General features: G+C 65.7%; 11 protein-coding genes and 1 tRNA gene. 4 read left to right on the top strand and 8 right to left on the bottom strand.

The features are described from left to right. Positions 1 to 20: 20 nt before the first annotated feature. The 5 genes from AC56PL_RS23415 to AC56PL_RS23395 form a co-directional block, all read right to left on the bottom strand. Positions 21 to 503 carry a MarR family transcriptional regulator gene (locus AC56PL_RS23415; RefSeq protein ID WP_495517729.1) on the bottom strand — a complete coding sequence of 161 codons (483 nt, stop codon included), beginning with the start codon at positions 501 to 503 and terminating at the stop codon, positions 21 to 23. A gap of 305 nt (positions 504 to 808) precedes the next feature. Next, positions 809 to 881: transfer RNA gene (locus AC56PL_RS23410), tRNA-Arg, on the bottom strand. Positions 882 to 947: 66 nt separating this feature from the next. Continuing rightward, positions 948 to 3,563 (bottom strand): AAA family ATPase, encoded by a 2,616-nt coding sequence (locus AC56PL_RS23405; RefSeq protein ID WP_497155283.1) that lies wholly within the window; start codon positions 3,561 to 3,563, stop codon positions 948 to 950. Then, entirely contained in the window at positions 3,560 to 4,771 is a 1,212-nt protein-coding gene (locus AC56PL_RS23400; RefSeq protein WP_497155282.1) for a metallophosphoesterase family protein, read from the bottom strand. Before AC56PL_RS23400 ends, AC56PL_RS23405 begins: the two co-directional genes overlap by 4 nt. 246 nt (positions 4,772 to 5,017) lie before the next feature. Further along, complete coding sequence (locus AC56PL_RS23395) at positions 5,018 to 6,283, bottom strand: DUF7937 domain-containing protein (RefSeq protein ID WP_497155281.1); 1,266 nt, start codon at positions 6,281 to 6,283, stop codon at positions 5,018 to 5,020. 157 nt (positions 6,284 to 6,440) lie between these two features. Between AC56PL_RS23395 and AC56PL_RS23390 the strand changes: the two genes are divergently transcribed. Further along, the gene (locus AC56PL_RS23390; RefSeq protein ID WP_497155280.1) at positions 6,441 to 8,054 is read left to right on the top strand and encodes a molybdopterin-dependent oxidoreductase; all 1,614 of its coding nucleotides are present in this window, start codon (positions 6,441 to 6,443) and stop codon (positions 8,052 to 8,054) included. A gap of 37 nt (positions 8,055 to 8,091) precedes the next feature. Here the strand turns inward: AC56PL_RS23390 and AC56PL_RS23385 are convergent, their stop codons facing one another. Genes AC56PL_RS23385 through AC56PL_RS23375 form a run of 3 tightly spaced genes read right to left on the bottom strand, consistent with a single transcriptional unit; the run spans position 8,092 to position 10,989 of the window. Then, positions 8,092 to 8,736, bottom strand: coding sequence for a TetR family transcriptional regulator (locus AC56PL_RS23385; RefSeq protein ID WP_495517734.1), 645 nt, complete (start codon positions 8,734 to 8,736; stop codon positions 8,092 to 8,094). A 32-nt stretch (positions 8,737 to 8,768) separates the two neighbouring features. Continuing rightward, positions 8,769 to 10,319 carry a DHA2 family efflux MFS transporter permease subunit gene (locus AC56PL_RS23380; protein WP_495517735.1) on the bottom strand — a complete coding sequence of 517 codons (1,551 nt, stop codon included), beginning with the start codon at positions 10,317 to 10,319 and terminating at the stop codon, positions 8,769 to 8,771. Further along, positions 10,312 to 10,989 (bottom strand): PadR family transcriptional regulator, encoded by a 678-nt coding sequence (locus tag AC56PL_RS23375; RefSeq protein WP_497155279.1) that lies wholly within the window; start codon positions 10,987 to 10,989, stop codon positions 10,312 to 10,314. The genes AC56PL_RS23380 and AC56PL_RS23375 overlap by 8 nt, the downstream gene beginning before the upstream one ends. A 103-nt stretch (positions 10,990 to 11,092) precedes the next feature. Here AC56PL_RS23375 and AC56PL_RS23370 point away from each other — a divergent pair, with 103 nt between their 5' ends. The 3 genes from AC56PL_RS23370 to AC56PL_RS23360 are packed head-to-tail and all read left to right on the top strand — an operon-like array spanning position 11,093 to position 16,884. After that, positions 11,093 to 12,175, top strand: coding sequence for a glutathione S-transferase C-terminal domain-containing protein (locus tag AC56PL_RS23370; RefSeq protein WP_495517737.1), 1,083 nt, complete (start codon positions 11,093 to 11,095; stop codon positions 12,173 to 12,175). 6 nt (positions 12,176 to 12,181) lie between these two features. After that, positions 12,182 to 12,982, top strand: coding sequence for a hypothetical protein (locus tag AC56PL_RS23365; RefSeq protein ID WP_495517738.1), 801 nt, complete (start codon positions 12,182 to 12,184; stop codon positions 12,980 to 12,982). Next, positions 12,979 to 16,884 carry an ABC transporter ATP-binding protein gene (locus tag AC56PL_RS23360; protein ID WP_497155278.1) on the top strand — a complete coding sequence of 1,302 codons (3,906 nt, stop codon included), beginning with the start codon at positions 12,979 to 12,981 and terminating at the stop codon, positions 16,882 to 16,884. The genes AC56PL_RS23365 and AC56PL_RS23360 overlap by 4 nt, the downstream gene beginning before the upstream one ends.

The following is a 16,884-nucleotide window of genomic DNA, read 5'->3' as shown; positions in this document are numbered from 1 at the left end:
TCCTGAATTGCATTAGAACCCTACGGTTCCAGGGTGATCGAGCCGGTGGCGATGGCCGCTTCCGCCGCCTGGTTGACGGTGCCCAGCACCCGGTGCAGCTCTTCGAGAACCGCAAGATCGACGCCGAGCGTCCGGACGACCGCGAACGGGATCTTCTCGGCCTCGGTCCGGAGGTCGACTCCGGCCTCTGTGAGTTCGACGACCAGTTGCCGCTCATCGGTGACACTGCGTGTGCGGGTGATCAATCCGGCCGCCTCGAGCCGTTTGAGCAACGGCGAGAGTGTCGGCGAATCGAGCCGCAGGGCTTCGGCGATCTCACGCACCGACATCGGCGCCCGTTCCCACAACGCCAGCATCACCAGGTACTGCGGATGCGTCAGACCCAACGGCTCCAACAGCGGCCGATACACACCGAGTACCGTCCGGTTGGCCACGGCCAGCGCGAAGCAGACCTGACGTTCGAGAGCCAACGGGTCGCCCTCGATCAACAGCTCCTCAGACATCGCACCTCTTTGATCGTGCCAACATAGTTATCGCACTAACTATATGTCCACGAAGGAGTTGATGCAATGCCTGCGAACGTGGACTGGCCCACAACTCATTGCCAGGACAACGGCACATTGCCGGTTGTCACACCAACGAAAGAAAGGGCAAGGGCTGAGCGCGACTGAGCGGGAAAGCAGATGAATTCGGTTGATGCGCCACCGGACCCAGGACTTCCACTGAGCCGCAACGCTATTCACGCGCTATCTGGAAGGCGACATCCTCGACTTGAAAGAACCCGGAGTCTTGCCTGAACGAAAATAAGTGCCCCCGGCAGGATTCGAACCTGCGGCCTTCCGCTCCGGAGGCGGACGCTCTATCCCCTGAGCTACGGGGGCTCATCGGGCGAGGATCAGCGTAGCGCATCAGACTCGGCCAACCCAAAACGCCAGGACGTGCGCGTCTCAGACCGCCACCAGTTGCGCACCGCCAACTCCGGAGTAGCGGGCAGGCGTGCAGGTCAGGACGATGACCTGGGTCTGCCTGCCGGCATACCCGAGCACTGCGGCCATGCCCGCCAAGCGGCCGGGATCTGTGTATCCGAGCGCGTCGTCGATGATCACCGGTACGCCGTCGACCGGATCGACCAGCATCGCGCAGGCAAGACGACTGATGATGCCGAGTTGCTCCTTCGCTCCCCCGGACAACGACTCATGGTCGACGGTCACACCATCGAGGGTCCGCGTGGTGATGCGCAGATCCTCGTCCACACCTATCTGCAATGTCGGGCCGAACACCACTTTTCCGAGCCGCAGGATCTGGTCGGCAAATGGAGCAACGTACCGGCGCCGCGTGTTGTCGCGGTGCCGTTCCAATGTCTGCATCAGCAGGGCGACGGCACTTGCCCGCGCCCGGACGCGTTGGTGTTCGGCCTGCGCGCTCTCCAATTCGGTTGCAGCGCGGTGCAACTGATCGAGCTTGCCGTCGTCGCGCCGGATATCGATGCGGGCCCGGAGCTCATTGATCTCGTCGCCAAGCGCTGTGAGCTTGGGCCTGCCCTGCTCGACCACCGCAGCCTTGTTCGAGTACTGCATCTCGAGGCTCTCCAGATCGGCTTCCGCGATCTGCGCGTCGATCTGCACCAGCACCTGCTTCGCGTCGGCCAACCGATCGACGAGATCGGCGCGCCTGCGCGAGAGGTCTGCATCATCTGCGGCATCACTCAGCTCCGCGCGCTGCGTCTGCAGTTCGTCACGTTGCCTGCGGAGTTCTGATGCGTTGTCCCCCAGCCTGCGCAGTTCGGCGTCGAGACCGCCTCGGCGGCTGCGTAACTCGGAGGCCGTCTCGGACAACCGGGACACAGCGGCAGCCGCCAGATTCGATGCCTGCTCGACCTCTGTCACGTCGAGAACATCATCGGATCCACCACTGGACGCACCCACACGCTCACCGAGTTCGGCGCATTCGGCGCGCAGGGCCACTTCATCACGGTCGCCGAGGATCCCGGCAAGCTGCGCCTGCTGAGCCTCGGCGGCACTCTCTGCCCGCTCACGTCGCCGTACAAGCGCCCGTAACTCCGCCACGTCTTCGACACCGCGCTCGGACAAGAACCCCGCCAGCGCCCGCTCGGCCTGGGTCACGCGATGCGAGAGCGTCGCGGACCCGGCTGCGGGCGAGACCACCACCCGGACCACACCGGCCACTTCGACAACGGTCTCGCCGGTGACCGCGAACTCGGAATCGACAGTGCCCTGGCCGTTGGGATCTGCATGCCCGACCACATCGACGACGGCCTCGCCCAGCCGGGTCACCGACATCGTCGCGGCAGCGAGCTCTGCGTTCGCGCGAGCAACGGTGACGTCGCTTGCGAGCGACTCGGCAACCGGTATCTCGTTGCTGCCGTACGCCACCGCGGCCACGTCGCGGCGACAGCGCGCCAATTCGGCGTGCACCTGGTCCACGCGTTCCAGGACTCCGATGAGTTCACGGTGGCGCGCACGTGCGCTCTCGAGGCGGGCGCTCGCACGGGCAGCGGCCACGTGCTCGGTCGCCTCCACGTCACGGCGGCGGGCGGCATCGAGACGCCCATCTGTCACCTCGACCTCGCGGACGCAGTCAGCAAGCTTCTCGCGCAGACCTTCGAGCGCCCGGTCGGACTCCTCGATCCCGCTGTCGCGGTCGGCGATCTGCCGATCGATCTCGGCACGGGCCGCCAGGTCACGGTCGAGTAGCGCGAGTTCTTGGCCGACCAGACGCACCGTCTGTTGCGCATCGTGCTGGCGGTCCTGTAGTCCGGCGGCCTGCTCGCGTTCGGCACTGAGCGCCGCCAACTCGACCGTTGCCAGTTCGACGGCGTTGGCGACCTCCCGGCGAGAGTCGGTGAGCGAGTCGAGCCGGCCCGCATCCTTGGCGATCTCGGCCATCACCGCGACCATTTCGGCGTGCCGAACCTCTGCGACCTCCAGATCCGCAGTCGCTGCGGCCAATTCGCGGGACGGCCGCCCTTGCGCGGCGGTGAAGTATCGTTCGTATTCGGTGCGTACCCGCTCGATCAGGATCGAGTTGTCGTCGCTGCCGTCCACGTCGGAACCGGGCGAACCACCGGCGGCATCGAGTGCGCGCGACAACGCCGAACTCCCACTGAGATCACCGACACTCGGATCGGCGGCCTGCATCAGCCGCAGTGCCTTGAACAATCCCATGTCGACGGCACCATCAAGGATTTCGGACACCTTGTCGTGAGCGGTCCGTCCGCTGAGTTGCTCCGGCGCCGGTTCGTGGATGACCAGCTCGGTACGGGCTGCCCGGTTGTATTGTTTGGTGTACGTGAATCGGTAAGGGCCACAGCTGATATCGGCCTCCACGAGGCTGCCGGCATCGACACCGGCCGGAGCGACCGCACGCACCCGGGTGCTCTTGCTGTCCGAACGAATCTCCAGCAACAGGTCCAACGCCTCGATCATCGATGACTTGCCTGCCTCGTTGGCGCCCTCGACCACCGTCACACCCACGGCGGCGAAGTGGATTTCACGATCGGTGATGCCGCGAAAGTTGCTGAGCCGCAGCCGATGCAGCTTCACCGTCGGTCCCCGGCCAACCGGAAAAGTAAAGCCAGGGCCTCCTGCGCTGTGACCGCGTCCGGATCGGTGCCGCCGGCAGCGCTCGACAATTCGGCAACGGCGTCGCCGATGAACCCGCTCAGTGCCAGCTGGTCGAAATCGTCCGGCGCGGGCCGGATCACCAGATCGTGTTTCAACGCCCAGAATGTCTGGGCGGCAAAACGGTCGGCGAACTGCTCGAGCATCTCGTCGAGTTCAGCTCGCTGCGTGATGGTGACCGCACCACACAGTGCCAGTTGGACCACGGTGCGGGTCTTGTTGTCGATCGCGTCCAGCCGGCGACGCAGGTCGGCGATGTCGTCGGCACCGTTCACGTCGTGCTCGATCGTCCGAAAAGACCATTGCCCCACCGGGTGTGGCGTCACCGTCACCGATTGCGGGCCGGCGTCGGGGTCATGGCCGGGCAGACCGGCGCCGCGACTGAGCGTCACCACGAGCGCCTGCCCGGGATCGGTCTCCCTGTGGTCGTAGTTGGTGACCTCTTGGGCACCGGAGTACCAGATGCGACCGGTCCGGCCCACATCGGTGGCCGAGTGCCGATCCCCCAGTGCCACATAGTCGATCAGTCCGTCGTCGATCGCCCGCTCTAGGTCGGCCACACCGATGAGGGTGGGGTCGTCGGAGTCGGGTGCGAAGTAGTCGACGCGACCGTGCCCGGCGACAATTCGGATGTCCTCGCTGGGCGTCAATCCGCCCACCTGCCTGGCCAGCAGATCCGACAAGGGCACCTTGGTGGTCCAGGGCGCCGCGATGATCCGGATCCCGGGCCGTACCTGCACCGGGCCGGGCGTCCCCAGCACGTGCACGTTGGGTGGCAGGTGCTCGGTGAAGACCCTGGAGCTGTAGATACTCGATGCATCCATCGGATCGTGGTTGCCCGGCAGCAAATACACCGGGACGGGCACCTGCGACAGTTCGTCGAGGCTCTGCCGGATCACGCGGGACGAGACCTGCCGGTCCTCGAACACATCACCGCACACCAGGACGAACTCAGCATTGTGTTGCGACGCCAACTGCCCGATACGGCCGATCGCCTCTTGGCGCGCAGCGGTGTACCGCGCCTGCGCATCACCCTTGAGGAAATGCCGGGTCATGCCCAACTGCCAGTCGGCGGTATGGATGAACGTCACCTCGGTGGCGGGCTCGAACAGTGGAAGCGCGACACTCACAGGTGACTCCTCTCGGTTCGTCGGCAACTGCGACGATCCTACGAGGGCACTACGACAGAGCCTTGGACCTACCGCGGTGCGTCACCGACCGATCACCAGCGCCCATCCCTCTACCGTCACCTTCCCTGCCACCGACAACACGATGACACGGGTGCCACCGGTCACCCCGTACCCGTACTGTGATCCGCTCTGAACCGGGTTCGTCGTTGATACCCGAGGCGAGGGTCCGGAGCGCGGCCGAACCCGTCAGACGCTTCCCGAGTGTTCGCGTGCACGTTCGCCGACGTCTTCGTTGACGTCTTCGTTGACGTTGTCACCGGGGCCCACCATCGCAGGCGCGAGCACTTCTCGCCAGATGATGAATGCCGGTACGACAAACGCGTTGAGCCACAACGCCATCGGCGCGGGCTGGTTCCAGTCGACTCGAAGGCTCATCAGCAGCAAGACTGCGAGACCACACACGAACAGGGTTGCCGCCAGCACCAGCAGCGTATTGCGCTGGTCGGCGGCGTTGCTCGCCAATCGATCTCGGGTGAGCACCGCGCCGGCAAGTGCAATCGTGAAGAACAACAGTGCGCCGAGGGTCGCGGCCGACGCGGAATACAGCGTCAGCCGAACAACCGACAGAGCGATCCACAACGCCGAGATCGCGGCAACCAACCCCAGCGGCGGCAAATAATACTGCGCCTGGGTCACCGCCGGGCGGGTGGGCAGCGACGGTGACAGCGCCGCGGCACCGATCCCGCCCAGCAGGCCCAACCCGAGGTAACTCACCTGCACGGTATCCACCGACAGATATGGCAGACCCGGCAGTGAGACCATCACCGCCCATCCGGCGACCGCCCAGGCCGGTAGCGAAAGTGCCAGTCCGGCAGCCGGTTTACCCACTGCAGCAGACCAGATCAACCGCCCGATGATGACCAGCCAGACCAGCGCCGCAATCGCATCGACGAGCGGGTTCAACACGCCGACGCGGAATCCGGCGACCGCATCGATACCGTCAACGAAACGGAACACCGACGTCGCCGCGCCTGCGACAGACGAGATGGCGAACAGAACCCCGAGACAGATCAGCAGCAACCGGGCGTGCAGACCCACCCGCGAGGGCGAGCCGGGACATACATCGAACAGATCCGACTCTCGCGGTTGAGCCGCCAACACCGCTCCCGCCAAACCGACCCACACTGCGGGCCCCAAACCCGTACTGCCGTAGGACACTTCGATCCACCGACTGGAGATGTCCCAGAACAGGTACACCGCGACCAGCGCCAGATACGGCACACCGGCGATCAATTTCGCCACGCGCAACCGAGCCGGCGACCAGGTGGGCCCGAACAGACCCCGCCGGCTCGCCGCCGGCAACAACAACGACAACATCGAGATCCCGGTGATGAGCGCCGCATCCACCCGGAGCAGCGCGATCGAGTCCGCGTTCCAGTCCAGAACCAATGACACCAGCAGCGCAACCACCGCGATGACGTCACGTATTCGATCGGCCCGCGTGGGAACCACCCCTGGCAACATAAGCGTTCCTCCCCTACAAGCCCCCGAAGCAAAGGCCATATCGTACGACAGTCGTCAGCAATTCCAGGTCTTCGAGGCGTTGTTCGAACCAAGCGATGCAATTCGTCGGCGACAGACGGGGATCGGCGCGAGGATACTGATCGGCATGCCCTTCTCACCACGTGAACGTGCGCTCGCAGCGATGGTCAGCGGAGTCCTGTGCGCCGCCCTCGGCGTCGGCGTCGGCTACCTGTGCGCGCTCGCGGTCGACCGCGCCGCCGCGCCACTTCACGCAGTCGGTTCCGCTGTCATCGACGACGCGCCTGCGTCGATGCGTGAATGGGCCATCGACACATTCGGTACCGCCGACAAACCGGTGCTCCTCGCCTCGATCGCTGTGATCATGGCGATCATCGCGGCGCTCGCCGGGTTCGCAGAGTCGAGGCGGCCGCCTACCGGACTGGTGATCTTCGGTGTGATCGGCGCGATCGGGATCGGCGCCGCGCTGGACCGGCCGACCGCGGTGTGGACCTGGGCGCTGCCCACACTGGTCGGCGTTGCTGTCGGGATGGTCGGGCTGCATGTCCTCATAAACCGCATTCAACCCGGCATCAACAGCGCCGCAACAGCGCAGGCACCCCAGTTCGATCAGTCGACCGACACCCGTTCACATCTCGACCCGGCGGCGGTTGAACCACCGGAAGTCGAACCACGGGACCTCGAACGGCGCCAGTTCCTCGTCGGCGCCTCCGTCGTGGGTGGTGCGGTCGCGGTCATCGGCCTCGGCGGCGCGGCGTTGTGGCGCACCACGGGCTCGGTCGGCGCCGATCGTGCTGCATTCGATGTGCCGTCGGCCACCAACACGGTGACCACCCTCGCCCCGGAACTCAAGGACGTCACCCCGTTCATCACGCCCAACAAGGACTTCTATCGGATCGACACCGCGCTCACGGTGCCCCAGGTGAAGAGCGATTCGTGGTCACTGCGGATTCACGGGATGGTCGACCGCGAGGTCCGCATCGATCTCGATCAACTGCGCCGCGACCACACCCCGTTCGACGCCGTGGTGACGCTGACATGTGTGTCGAACAGCGTTGGTGGAGATCTGGTCGGCAACGCCACCTGGACCGGCTACCGCATCCGCGATCTGCTGGCCCTGGCCGGACCGGCGAACGACGCCGACATGGTTCTGTCCACCAGTGCGGACGGATGGACGGCCGGAACACCCCTGACCGCACTGACCGACAACCGAGACGCGATGCTTGCGGTCGGTATGAACGGCCAACCGCTTCCGGTGGAGCACGGTTACCCGGTGCGCATGGTCGTCCCGGGACTCTATGGATACGTCTCGGCGACCAAATGGGTGGTCTCGCTCGAGGTGACACGATTCGACCGGGCCAGGGCCTACTGGACAACCCTCGGCTGGGCCGAAAAGGGTCCGATCAAAACAAGTTCGCGCATCGACGTTCCTCGGCCCAACTCATCGGTGGCGGCCGGTCCGGTGACGGTTGGCGGCGCCGCCTGGGCGCAGGGCCGGGGTATCAGCGCCGTCCAGGTTCGGGTCGACGACGGGCCCTGGAACGATGCCGAGGTGTTGGCGCCGGACCTGATCGACGCCTGGCGGCTGTGGAAGTGGGACTGGAACGCCGAACCCGGCAAACATCAACTGACCGTCCGCGCCGTCGACGGTGACGGGCAGCCGCAGATCGAAGCCAAAACGCCTTCGGTTCCGGACGGCGCCACCGGCCTGCACACCATCGCGGTGTCGGTGGCCGGCTGACCACCGTGATGTCGTACGTCTTTTGTTGCCGTATGTCCTATCTGGGTGATGCGGAATCGGCTATCAGGCCGGCCACGAGCGAGAGTGACCTGCGCGCAGCGGCATCGTCGCGATCGACCAGCCACCATTGGACGGTTCCGAAAAGCATCTGCAATGCAGACCGAACCAGGGTTCGCTCGTCGATGTCCCACTTCATCTGACAGCGCTCGCCGATCTCCGATAGATAAGCGCGGCCGTACTTCTCGGCGGTCTGATGTTGTACCAACGCCTGACCCGCGGACGCCGAACCGCTCGGCTGACGCAGCGAGAACAGCATCGATTCGATCATCAGCAGCCAGCGATCCGGAAACTCCGCGGCGCGACGCCACACCCCGGTGAGCGCCTCCTCGACCCAGGTGCGCAACGCATCTCGGCCGGTCTCGAGGTTGCCGGTCGGAATCGAACCGATCAGCGCTGCGAGTTGTTCGGTGATCACCTTCTCGATCATCGCCGCGACCAGCTGCTCTTTGTCGTCGAAACAGTAATGCACAACGCCCAGTGAGACTTTGGCCTCTTCGGCGACACCGCGCACGGTCACCGCGCTCATTCCACCGCGATCGGCCAGTGCCAGGGCGCTCTCCACCAACTGTGCGCGGCGATCCTCGACGGACAGACGGCGCGGACCCGGGACGTCACTGTGCATGTCGCCCAGTACATCCCGCCCGCGCAACTCCGTCAAACGCCATCGCTCGCGGGGATGTCGGCCAGCTTTGCCTCACCCTGCGTCGGCGGGGTCGGATCCGGAATGCCCGCTGCGCTCATATGCCGAGGTCGGGCAAAGAACAGCGCCGCGACCACACCCAGAAGCAATGCGGCCGCGGGCAGCAACAGGGTCTGGCCCATGGCGGTCGCGAAACCATCGCGCACCTGCTCGGGCAGACGCCCGGTCACGTCATCCATCGAGTTGCCACCGAACTGCGGCAGTTCCGCTGCCAGACGCGTCTGGATCAGGGCTCCCACAGCCGCACTGCCGAGCACCGAACCGATCAGGCGCGTGGTGTTGTAGACGCCGGAACCTGCTCCGGCACTGCTCATCGGCAGATTCCGAGTGGCGGTTGCAGCCAGCGGCGCCCAGATACCGGAGCTCGCGATACCCATCAGGCTCACCGGCAGCAGCAACTGCCAGATCGGGGTGGTCGGGGTCGCGAGGACGGCGATCCAGCCGATCGCGATCGCGTTGAGAAGGAAGGCCGTGGTGATGATGTACCGCGGATGGATCCGGTCGACCTGCTGCCCGACTATCGGGGCCAGAACACCGGTCAGGACCGCCATCGGAATCGTCAACACCGCCGATTCGGTCGGGGACAGACCACCGACGAGCTGCAAGTAGTACATCAGCGGGACCATCATGCCCGCGGTCGCGAAGCCCATCGTCGCGATGCCCAGACTCGCCAGCGAGAAATTGCGATCACGGAAGAGATTCAGCGGGACCAGCGGTTGGGAGCCGGGTCGGAGCGTCACCATCTTGTGCTGCCAGTAGACAAACAAGGCGATCAACACCAGACCGACGCCGATCAGGGCACAGATCCACCCGGCCCAGTCGTACTTTTCGCCGTCCTGGATCGCGAACACCAGAGCAGCCAGACCCACACCGCTGAGTCCGACACCGATCAGATCAAAGTTGCGTTTGCTGGTCGGCACCGTGGGCACCAGCTTCCAGGCCAGCACCAATCCGATCGCGCCGACCGGCACATTGACGAAGAAGATCCACTCCCAGCCCAGACCATCGACCAGGATTCCGCCTGCGAGTGGGCCGACCAGTGTCGCCACGCCTGCCACCGTGCCCCACACGCCCATCGCCGCACCGCGTTTGTCGGCCGGGAACATCCGGGTGATCAGGGCCATGGTCTGCGGGGTGATCAGCGCCGCTCCCACGCCTTGGAGCCCGCGGGCGATGATCAAGACCTCGATCGACTGGGCCAGGCCACACAGGATGCTCGCCAGCGTGAAGACGATCAGCCCGAGCTGGTAGATCCGCTTGGGTCCGAAGCGATCACCGAGTCGGCCGGCGAGGAGCATGGGCACCGCATAGGTGAGCAGATAAGCGCTCGAAACCCAGATGACGCCGTTGACGTCGGTGTCCAGGGCCTGCTGGATGGCCGGCTGGGCAACGGCAACGATGGTCATGTCGACCAAGATCATGAAGAAACCGATGCACAACGCGCCCAGCGCCAGCCATGGCCTGGTGGTGATCGGCGCGTCGGTCTCCGCGGTGGGACTACTCACTGCTTACCTCGTTCCCTGACCGGGCGATCAGCCCGGTGATATCTGTGTGACCCTGCTGCGGGTCGGCGTTTCGCAGTTCCAAGTACTCCGGCAGCCACATCAATTCACCGGTCGCGAGCCGCGTGCGCAGCTGCTCCAGCCAGCTGATCTGGGCATCGAGGACTGCTCGTCGGCACCCGACGTCGAGCAGGAACATCTCTGGGTGCCCCTGTCCGAGAGCTTCGGACATTGCTGACCCGATGTCCGACAGCTCGGTACGCATGATCGTCAGACGTTCGTCGAGCAGCGCCACAACCTCGTCCCGGCCCAGGGTGTGGGCTTCTGCCAGGGCCAGATAGAGCGCGGGATACTCCTCGACCGGAGTGCGCAGCATGGATGCCAGCGCACTCTCCAACGCCTTCCGCCCCTCCCCCGTTATCGCGTAGACCGTTCGCTGCGGCCGGTTCCCGTCTCGATGAACATCGCTGACCTGCAACAGGTTTCGACAGCAGAGCCGATCAACGGTGTGGTAGAGCGAACCCGGCCGCAGTTTTGCGAACCGCTCTTCCTTGCGCGCCCGAAGCGTCTGCAACATCTCATAGGGGTGCATCGGTTGTTCGACGAGGAGCCCGAGGACCATGACACCCATCGGCGTCAACGCGGCGGTTGCCACCCCTGGTCGCGCGTCCATACAGATACCCCAGACCATTATTCGGCGCCGAATACTCCGTGCGGAATATACCGCGACCGAGAGCTCGTGCCCAGACTTTTTCGGACGGCTAGTCTGGAAAACGATGAGCACTCAGGCGAGTACCTCCGATCAGAGTTCCTCCGACGGGAATGTGCCCGATGGCCACGTGAGCGATGGCTACGTGACCGCCGGCCAGGAGTTCGTGCGCGACACCAACTACATCGACGACCGGATCACCCGCGATGGGATCGGACCCGCGGGCAAGACATACCCGGTCGAGGCCGGCCGCTATCGCCTGGTCGTCGCCCGCGCCTGTCCCTGGGCCAATCGTGCGATCATCGTGCGCCGGCTGCTCGGATTGGAGCAGGCGTTGTCGATGGGCATGTGCGGGCCCACCCATGACTCCGACAGTTGGACGTTCGATCTCGACCCCGGCGGCATCGATCCGGTCCTGAAGATCCATCGCCTCAAGCAGGCCTATCTCACCCGCTATCCCGATTACCCGCGTGGTATCACCGTGCCCGCAATCGTGGATATCCCGACGGGGGCCGTGGTCACCAACGAGTATCGGCAGATGACGCTCGACTTCTCCACCGAGTGGGTCGATTTCCACCGCGAAGGTGCACCCGATCTGTATCCGGTGAACCTGCGCGCCGAGATCGACGAGGTGATCGACGTGATCTTCACCGACGTGAACAACGGGGTGTACCGGGCCGGATTCGCCGGCAGCCAGGACAGCTACGACAAGGCCTACGACCAGTTGTTCGCACGCCTCGACGACTTGTCGGAGCGCCTGCGCGGACAGCGTTATCTGGTGGGCGAGACCATCACCGAGGCCGACATCCGACTGTTCACGACACTCGTCCGCTTCGACTCCGTCTACCACGGCCATTTCAAGTGCAACCGCTCCAAGCTCAGCGAGATGCCGGTGCTCTGGGCGTACGCCCGCGACCTGTTCCAGACCCCCGGTTTCGGAGACACCGTCGACTTCACCCAGATAAAGCAGCACTACTACATCGTCCACAGCGACATCAATCCCAGCCGGATCGTGCCTCGCGGGCCCGACCTGTCCGGCTGGCGAAGCAGTCATCACCGCGAACAACTCGGTGGTCGCCCGTTCGGTGATGGCACCCCGCCACCACCGCCCCTGGCCACCGAACGCGTTCCCGCCGGACAAGGAGCCTGAAAAGACGTGGCAAAGAAACAACTTTCGTCGATCGGCAACGGCAACGCGATCGGCGCAACCCGCAAGACCGAGGGCATGATCGACTCCCTCGTCGATCACGCCCAGCACCTACAGGCACCGGCGGTCACGAAATACATCCATCACCTTCGGCGCGAGCATCCACAGGAGTCACCCGCGCAGATCATCGAGCGTCTCGAAAACCGATTCCTGCTCGCGGTCACCGGATCCGGTGGTGCGGTGGGTGCGGCCGCCGCGTTCCCCGGCATCGGAACGATGGTGTCCCTCGCCTCACTCGGCGCCGAAACCGCCTTCTTCATCGAGGCGTCAGCGCTGTTGTCGCTGGCGATCGCCGAGGTTCACGGGGTCCCGATCGATGATCGGGAACGCCGCAAGGCCCTGGTGTTGACCGTGGCCCTTGGCGAGTCCGGACTCGCGGTGGTCCGGGATTCGCTGGGCGCCAAGTCGGGAACCATGGCCAGGGTGTTCGGCGGATTCATCCCCGCGCCGGTGCTGCGCACGCTCAATCAGAAGCTGATCCGCACCTACTTCAAGAAGTACGCGCTCCAGAAGCTGCCGCTGGCGGCAGGCAAACTGCTCCCCGCCGGCCTGGGTGCGCTCGTCGGCGGCGTGGGCAACCGTGCACTGGGCAGGATCATCGTGAACAACTCACGGCAGGTCTTCGGGCCACCACCGCCCTACTGGCCGGTTCGCGATCCCAATGTCCCCCTGTACGCCGTGGGCAATCCCCAGAACGCCGTGGGCACTCCCCAGTTCCCGGCCTCCGGCGATGGGCCGAGCGCTAGTTGACCCGACCACACACTGCATCCCCCGGGTCCGGTTGGATCCGACGTCTGACCGGCGAATGCGGCCGCCACCGACGGCTCGTTGCGATCACCCTGGCCGTCACCGCACTGGCCGTCATGATCGACCTCGCTCTCCCGCTGTTGACGAGGGCTGCGATCGACGAGGCAACCGGGGTCGCCCACCACGGCTACACGATCGGCGCGATCGCACTGGTGATGGTGGTCCTGGCATTTGTCCGGTACGGATGCCAGTACGGCCGCAGGCTGACCGCAGGCAAGCTGTCGTTGAAGGTGCAGAACTCGCTGCGGCTCTCGGTCCTGGATTCGGTGCTGCGGACCGATGGTGGCGCACAGGACCAGATCCGCACCGGCCAGGTCGTGTCGCGGTCCATCACCGACCTACAACTCGTGCAGGGTCTGCTCGCGATGGTCCCGCTGTCGCTGGGAGCCGCACTCCAGGTGGTCCTTGCCATCGGTGTGATGTTCTACCTGTCGCCGTTGCTGACCGTTGTCGCGCTCCTGGTCATCCCTTGCGTCGCCGTCATCGCCTTCAACAGCCGCAAGCGGATGTTCGCGGCGACGTGGTCGGCGCAGCAGGCCGCCGCGGATCTGGCGCAGCATGTCGAAGAGACGGTCACCGGCGTGCGGGTGGTGAAGGGTTTCGGTCAAGAGGATCGCGCCGTCGACGAACTCGTCGGATACGGGCGGCGCCTCTACTCGCTGCGCCTGCGGGCCGCGAAGATCAACGCCCGTTTCGCGCCGGCGTTGGCCGCGGTGCCACAGCTGGGCATGGTCGCGATCATCGCGCTCGGTGGCTACCTGACGATGACCGGGTCCATCTCGATCGGCACCTTCCTGGCGTTTGCCACCTACGTCACGACCATGACCGGATTGGCCCGCGTCCTGACGTCCCTCATCGTCTCCGCACAGCTGGCCCGCGCGGCCGTCGAGCGGGTGTACGGCGTGATCGATCAGCCGGCAGATCCCGGCTTGGCGGCAACCGGTCTGCTGCCGGAGGGCACACTCGGACTCGAGCTCCGCGACGTCACATTCACCTATCCCGGTGCCACCGAACCGGTCCTGCGTGATCTCGATCTGACCATCGCGCCCGGCGAGGTCGTCGCGGTGGTCGGGGCCCCGGGCTCCGGCAAATCGACGCTGGCCATGCTCGCCGACCGGTTCTACCGACCCGACTCGGGTTCGGTGGAACTGACATCGCACCCCGGGACCGGAGGGTCCCATATCCCCCGGTTGCCCAGCGCCTACGACCTCGACACCATCGCGACCGAGGAACTACGGGGTGCGGTCGGCGTGGTGTTCGACGAACCCTTCCTGTATTCCGACACCGTTGCCGCGAACATCGCGCCGAACGCCCACGTCGGCAAGTTCGACGAGGACGGTCCCATACCGGCGGGCATCGTCGACGCCGCGTCGCAGGCACAGGCCACCGGTTTCGTGACTGCACTCGAAGACGGTTTCCGGAGCATCGTCGGTGAACGCGGCCTCACCTTGTCCGGTGGCCAGCGGCAGCGGATCGCGTTGGCCCGTGCCCTGTATGCCGATCCCCGCGTCCTGATCCTCGACGACGCCACGTCAGCGGTCGACGCCCAGACCGAGGCAAAGATCTTTGCCCACCTGCGCACCTCCACCCGGACCATGCTGCTGCTGGCCCATCGACGATCGACCCTGTCCCTGGCCGACCGGGTGGCGGTGCTGGACGGTGGCCGGATCATCGACATCGGCACCGACGCCGAACTGACACAGCGGTGCCCCGAGTTCCGGGCTTTGATGACGACCGACCTCGACACCCTCGACGGTGAGCTCGCGGCCGACACGGATCGCGCCGATCCCGCGCTCGACGATCCTGCGTTCGACGATCCCACCGTCCCCACCGCGGAACTATGGCCGGCCGACGCGCCGGACGCGCTCGAACCGACCCGCGCCGTCACCAACGCGATCGGCGGCCGGGGTCGCGGCGGTGGCGGCGGAATCGCGGGCGCGCTCGGCGCCATGCCCGCCACACCCGAACTCCTCGACTCCGTGGCCGCATTGCCGCCCGCGGACGAATCGCCGCCCACCGACGACGCCGAGATCCGCCGGGACCGTCCCGACTTCTCGCTTCGCCAGTTGTTGCGGCCGGTTCGATGGCTGCTGGCCGCGGTGGTGGTCTGCATCTCGGTCGACACCCTGATCGGCCTGGCGTTCCCGACGATCGCCCGGTTCGGGATCGACGGCGCAACGGACGATCAGTCAAGCCGGATCTGGATTGCCACCGGCCTTGGCCTCGGTGCGGTCGCCGTCGGATTTGTCGCCGCCGCGGTGATGACCGTGATCACCGCACGCAGTGGCGAGCGTGTCCTCTACGCGCTGCGCGTCCGCAGTTACGCCCACCTGCAGCGCCTCGGACTGGACTACTACGAGCGGGAGTTGTCCGGGCGCATCATGACGCGGATGACCACCGACGTCGACGCGCTCTCGACGTTCCTGCAGACCGGACTGTCGTCGGCGATCGTGAGCACCCTGACGATCGTCGGGGTCGGGGTGGCGGTTGTGCTCACCGACCTGTCGCTGGGGCTGCTCATGCTGGTGGTCTTCCCGCCGATCATCATCGCGACGATCGTCTTCCGCCGGATCAGCTCCCGTGCGTACACCCGATCCCGGGAGCTGATCAGCGAGGTCAACGCCGATTTCCAGGAGAACGTGGGCGGCGTCCGCACCACGCAGGCCTACCGCCACGAGGGCTTCGCGATGGCCCGGTTCACCACCCGGGCGGCGACCTATGTGCGGGCCCGGATGGTCTCGCAGCAAGCGATCTCGATCTACTTCCCGTTCATCACGCTGATGGCGGACCTGGCCACCGCAGGCGTCATCGCGGTCGGAGCCCATCAGGTGGCACGCGGCGAGACCAGCCCCGGCACCCTTGTCGCGTTTGTCCTGTACCTCGGCATGTTGTTCGGTCCCGTCCAGCAGTTGTCCCAGGTGTTCGACGGCTATCAGCAGGCATTGGTCGGCCTCCGCCGAATTTCCGATCTGCTGGCGACCCGCAGCAGTGTGCAGTGTCCGGACAGCTTCGGGTCACGTGACGGCGGACCAGCCGAGACGATCCCGCCACCGCCCGGCGGCTTCGAGGGCCACGCCGAACTGCGAGGGGTGACGTTCCGCTATGCCGGTGCAACACGCGACGCACTGTCGAGGGTCGACCTCGATCTACCGGCAGGGACGTCACTGGCGCTGGTCGGTGAGACCGGCGCGGGCAAATCCACCATCGTCAAACTGCTCGCCCGCTTCTACGACCCCACCACCGGTTCGGTCCGGATGGACGGCACCGACATCCGGGGCTTCCGGCTGAGCTACTACCGGTCCCGGCTCGGCGTGGTGCCGCAGGAGCCGCACCTGTTCACCGGGACCGTTGCCGACAACATCGCCTACGGCAAACCCGATGCGACCCATGACGAGATCGCCGCGGCGGCCGCGGCCGTCGGCGCACTGTCGATGATCGCGGGTCTGCCGGGGGCGATGAACCATCCGATCGGGGAACGCGGAAAGGGCCTGTCGTCAGGTCAGCGACAGCTGATCGCGCTGGCCCGCGCCGAGCTGGTCGACCCCGACCTGCTGCTGCTCGACGAGGCCACCGCCACCCTCGACCAGTCGACCGAACGCCGGGTACTGGCCGCGGGACGACACCTCACCGGGTCTCGGACGTCGGTGATCGTCGCCCACCGGTTGGCCACCGCGGCTCGCGCGGATCGCATCGCGGTGGTGTCCGGCGGTCAGATCGTAGAGCTCGGAACACATCGGGATCTGCTGTTGTTGAACGGGCAGTACAGGGCTCTGTGGACCGCTGGTATCACACCGGATGAGATCGGACGAAGTGACCCACGCCACGAAGGCAGCCAACCGGCATAG

The sequence above is a fragment of the Williamsia sp. Y721 genome, from assembly GCF_059683565.1.
This window is presented reverse-complemented; position numbering and strand designations above follow the sequence as displayed.

What these genes read in the sequence shown, in the direction of transcription:
- AC56PL_RS23385 (WP_495517734.1), bottom strand. Translation starts at nt 8,736, where the DNA reads ATGCACAGTGACGTCCCGGGTCCGCGCCGTCTGTCCGTCGAGGATCGC.
- AC56PL_RS23390 (WP_497155280.1), top strand. Translation starts at nt 6,441, where the DNA reads ATGCCCTTCTCACCACGTGAACGTGCGCTCGCAGCGATGGTCAGCGGA.
- AC56PL_RS23375 (WP_497155279.1), bottom strand. Translation starts at nt 10,989, where the DNA reads ATGGACGCGCGACCAGGGGTGGCAACCGCCGCGTTGACGCCGATGGGT.
- AC56PL_RS23415 (WP_495517729.1), bottom strand. Translation starts at nt 503, where the DNA reads ATGTCTGAGGAGCTGTTGATCGAGGGCGACCCGTTGGCTCTCGAACGT.
- AC56PL_RS23370 (WP_495517737.1), top strand. Translation starts at nt 11,093, where the DNA reads ATGAGCACTCAGGCGAGTACCTCCGATCAGAGTTCCTCCGACGGGAAT.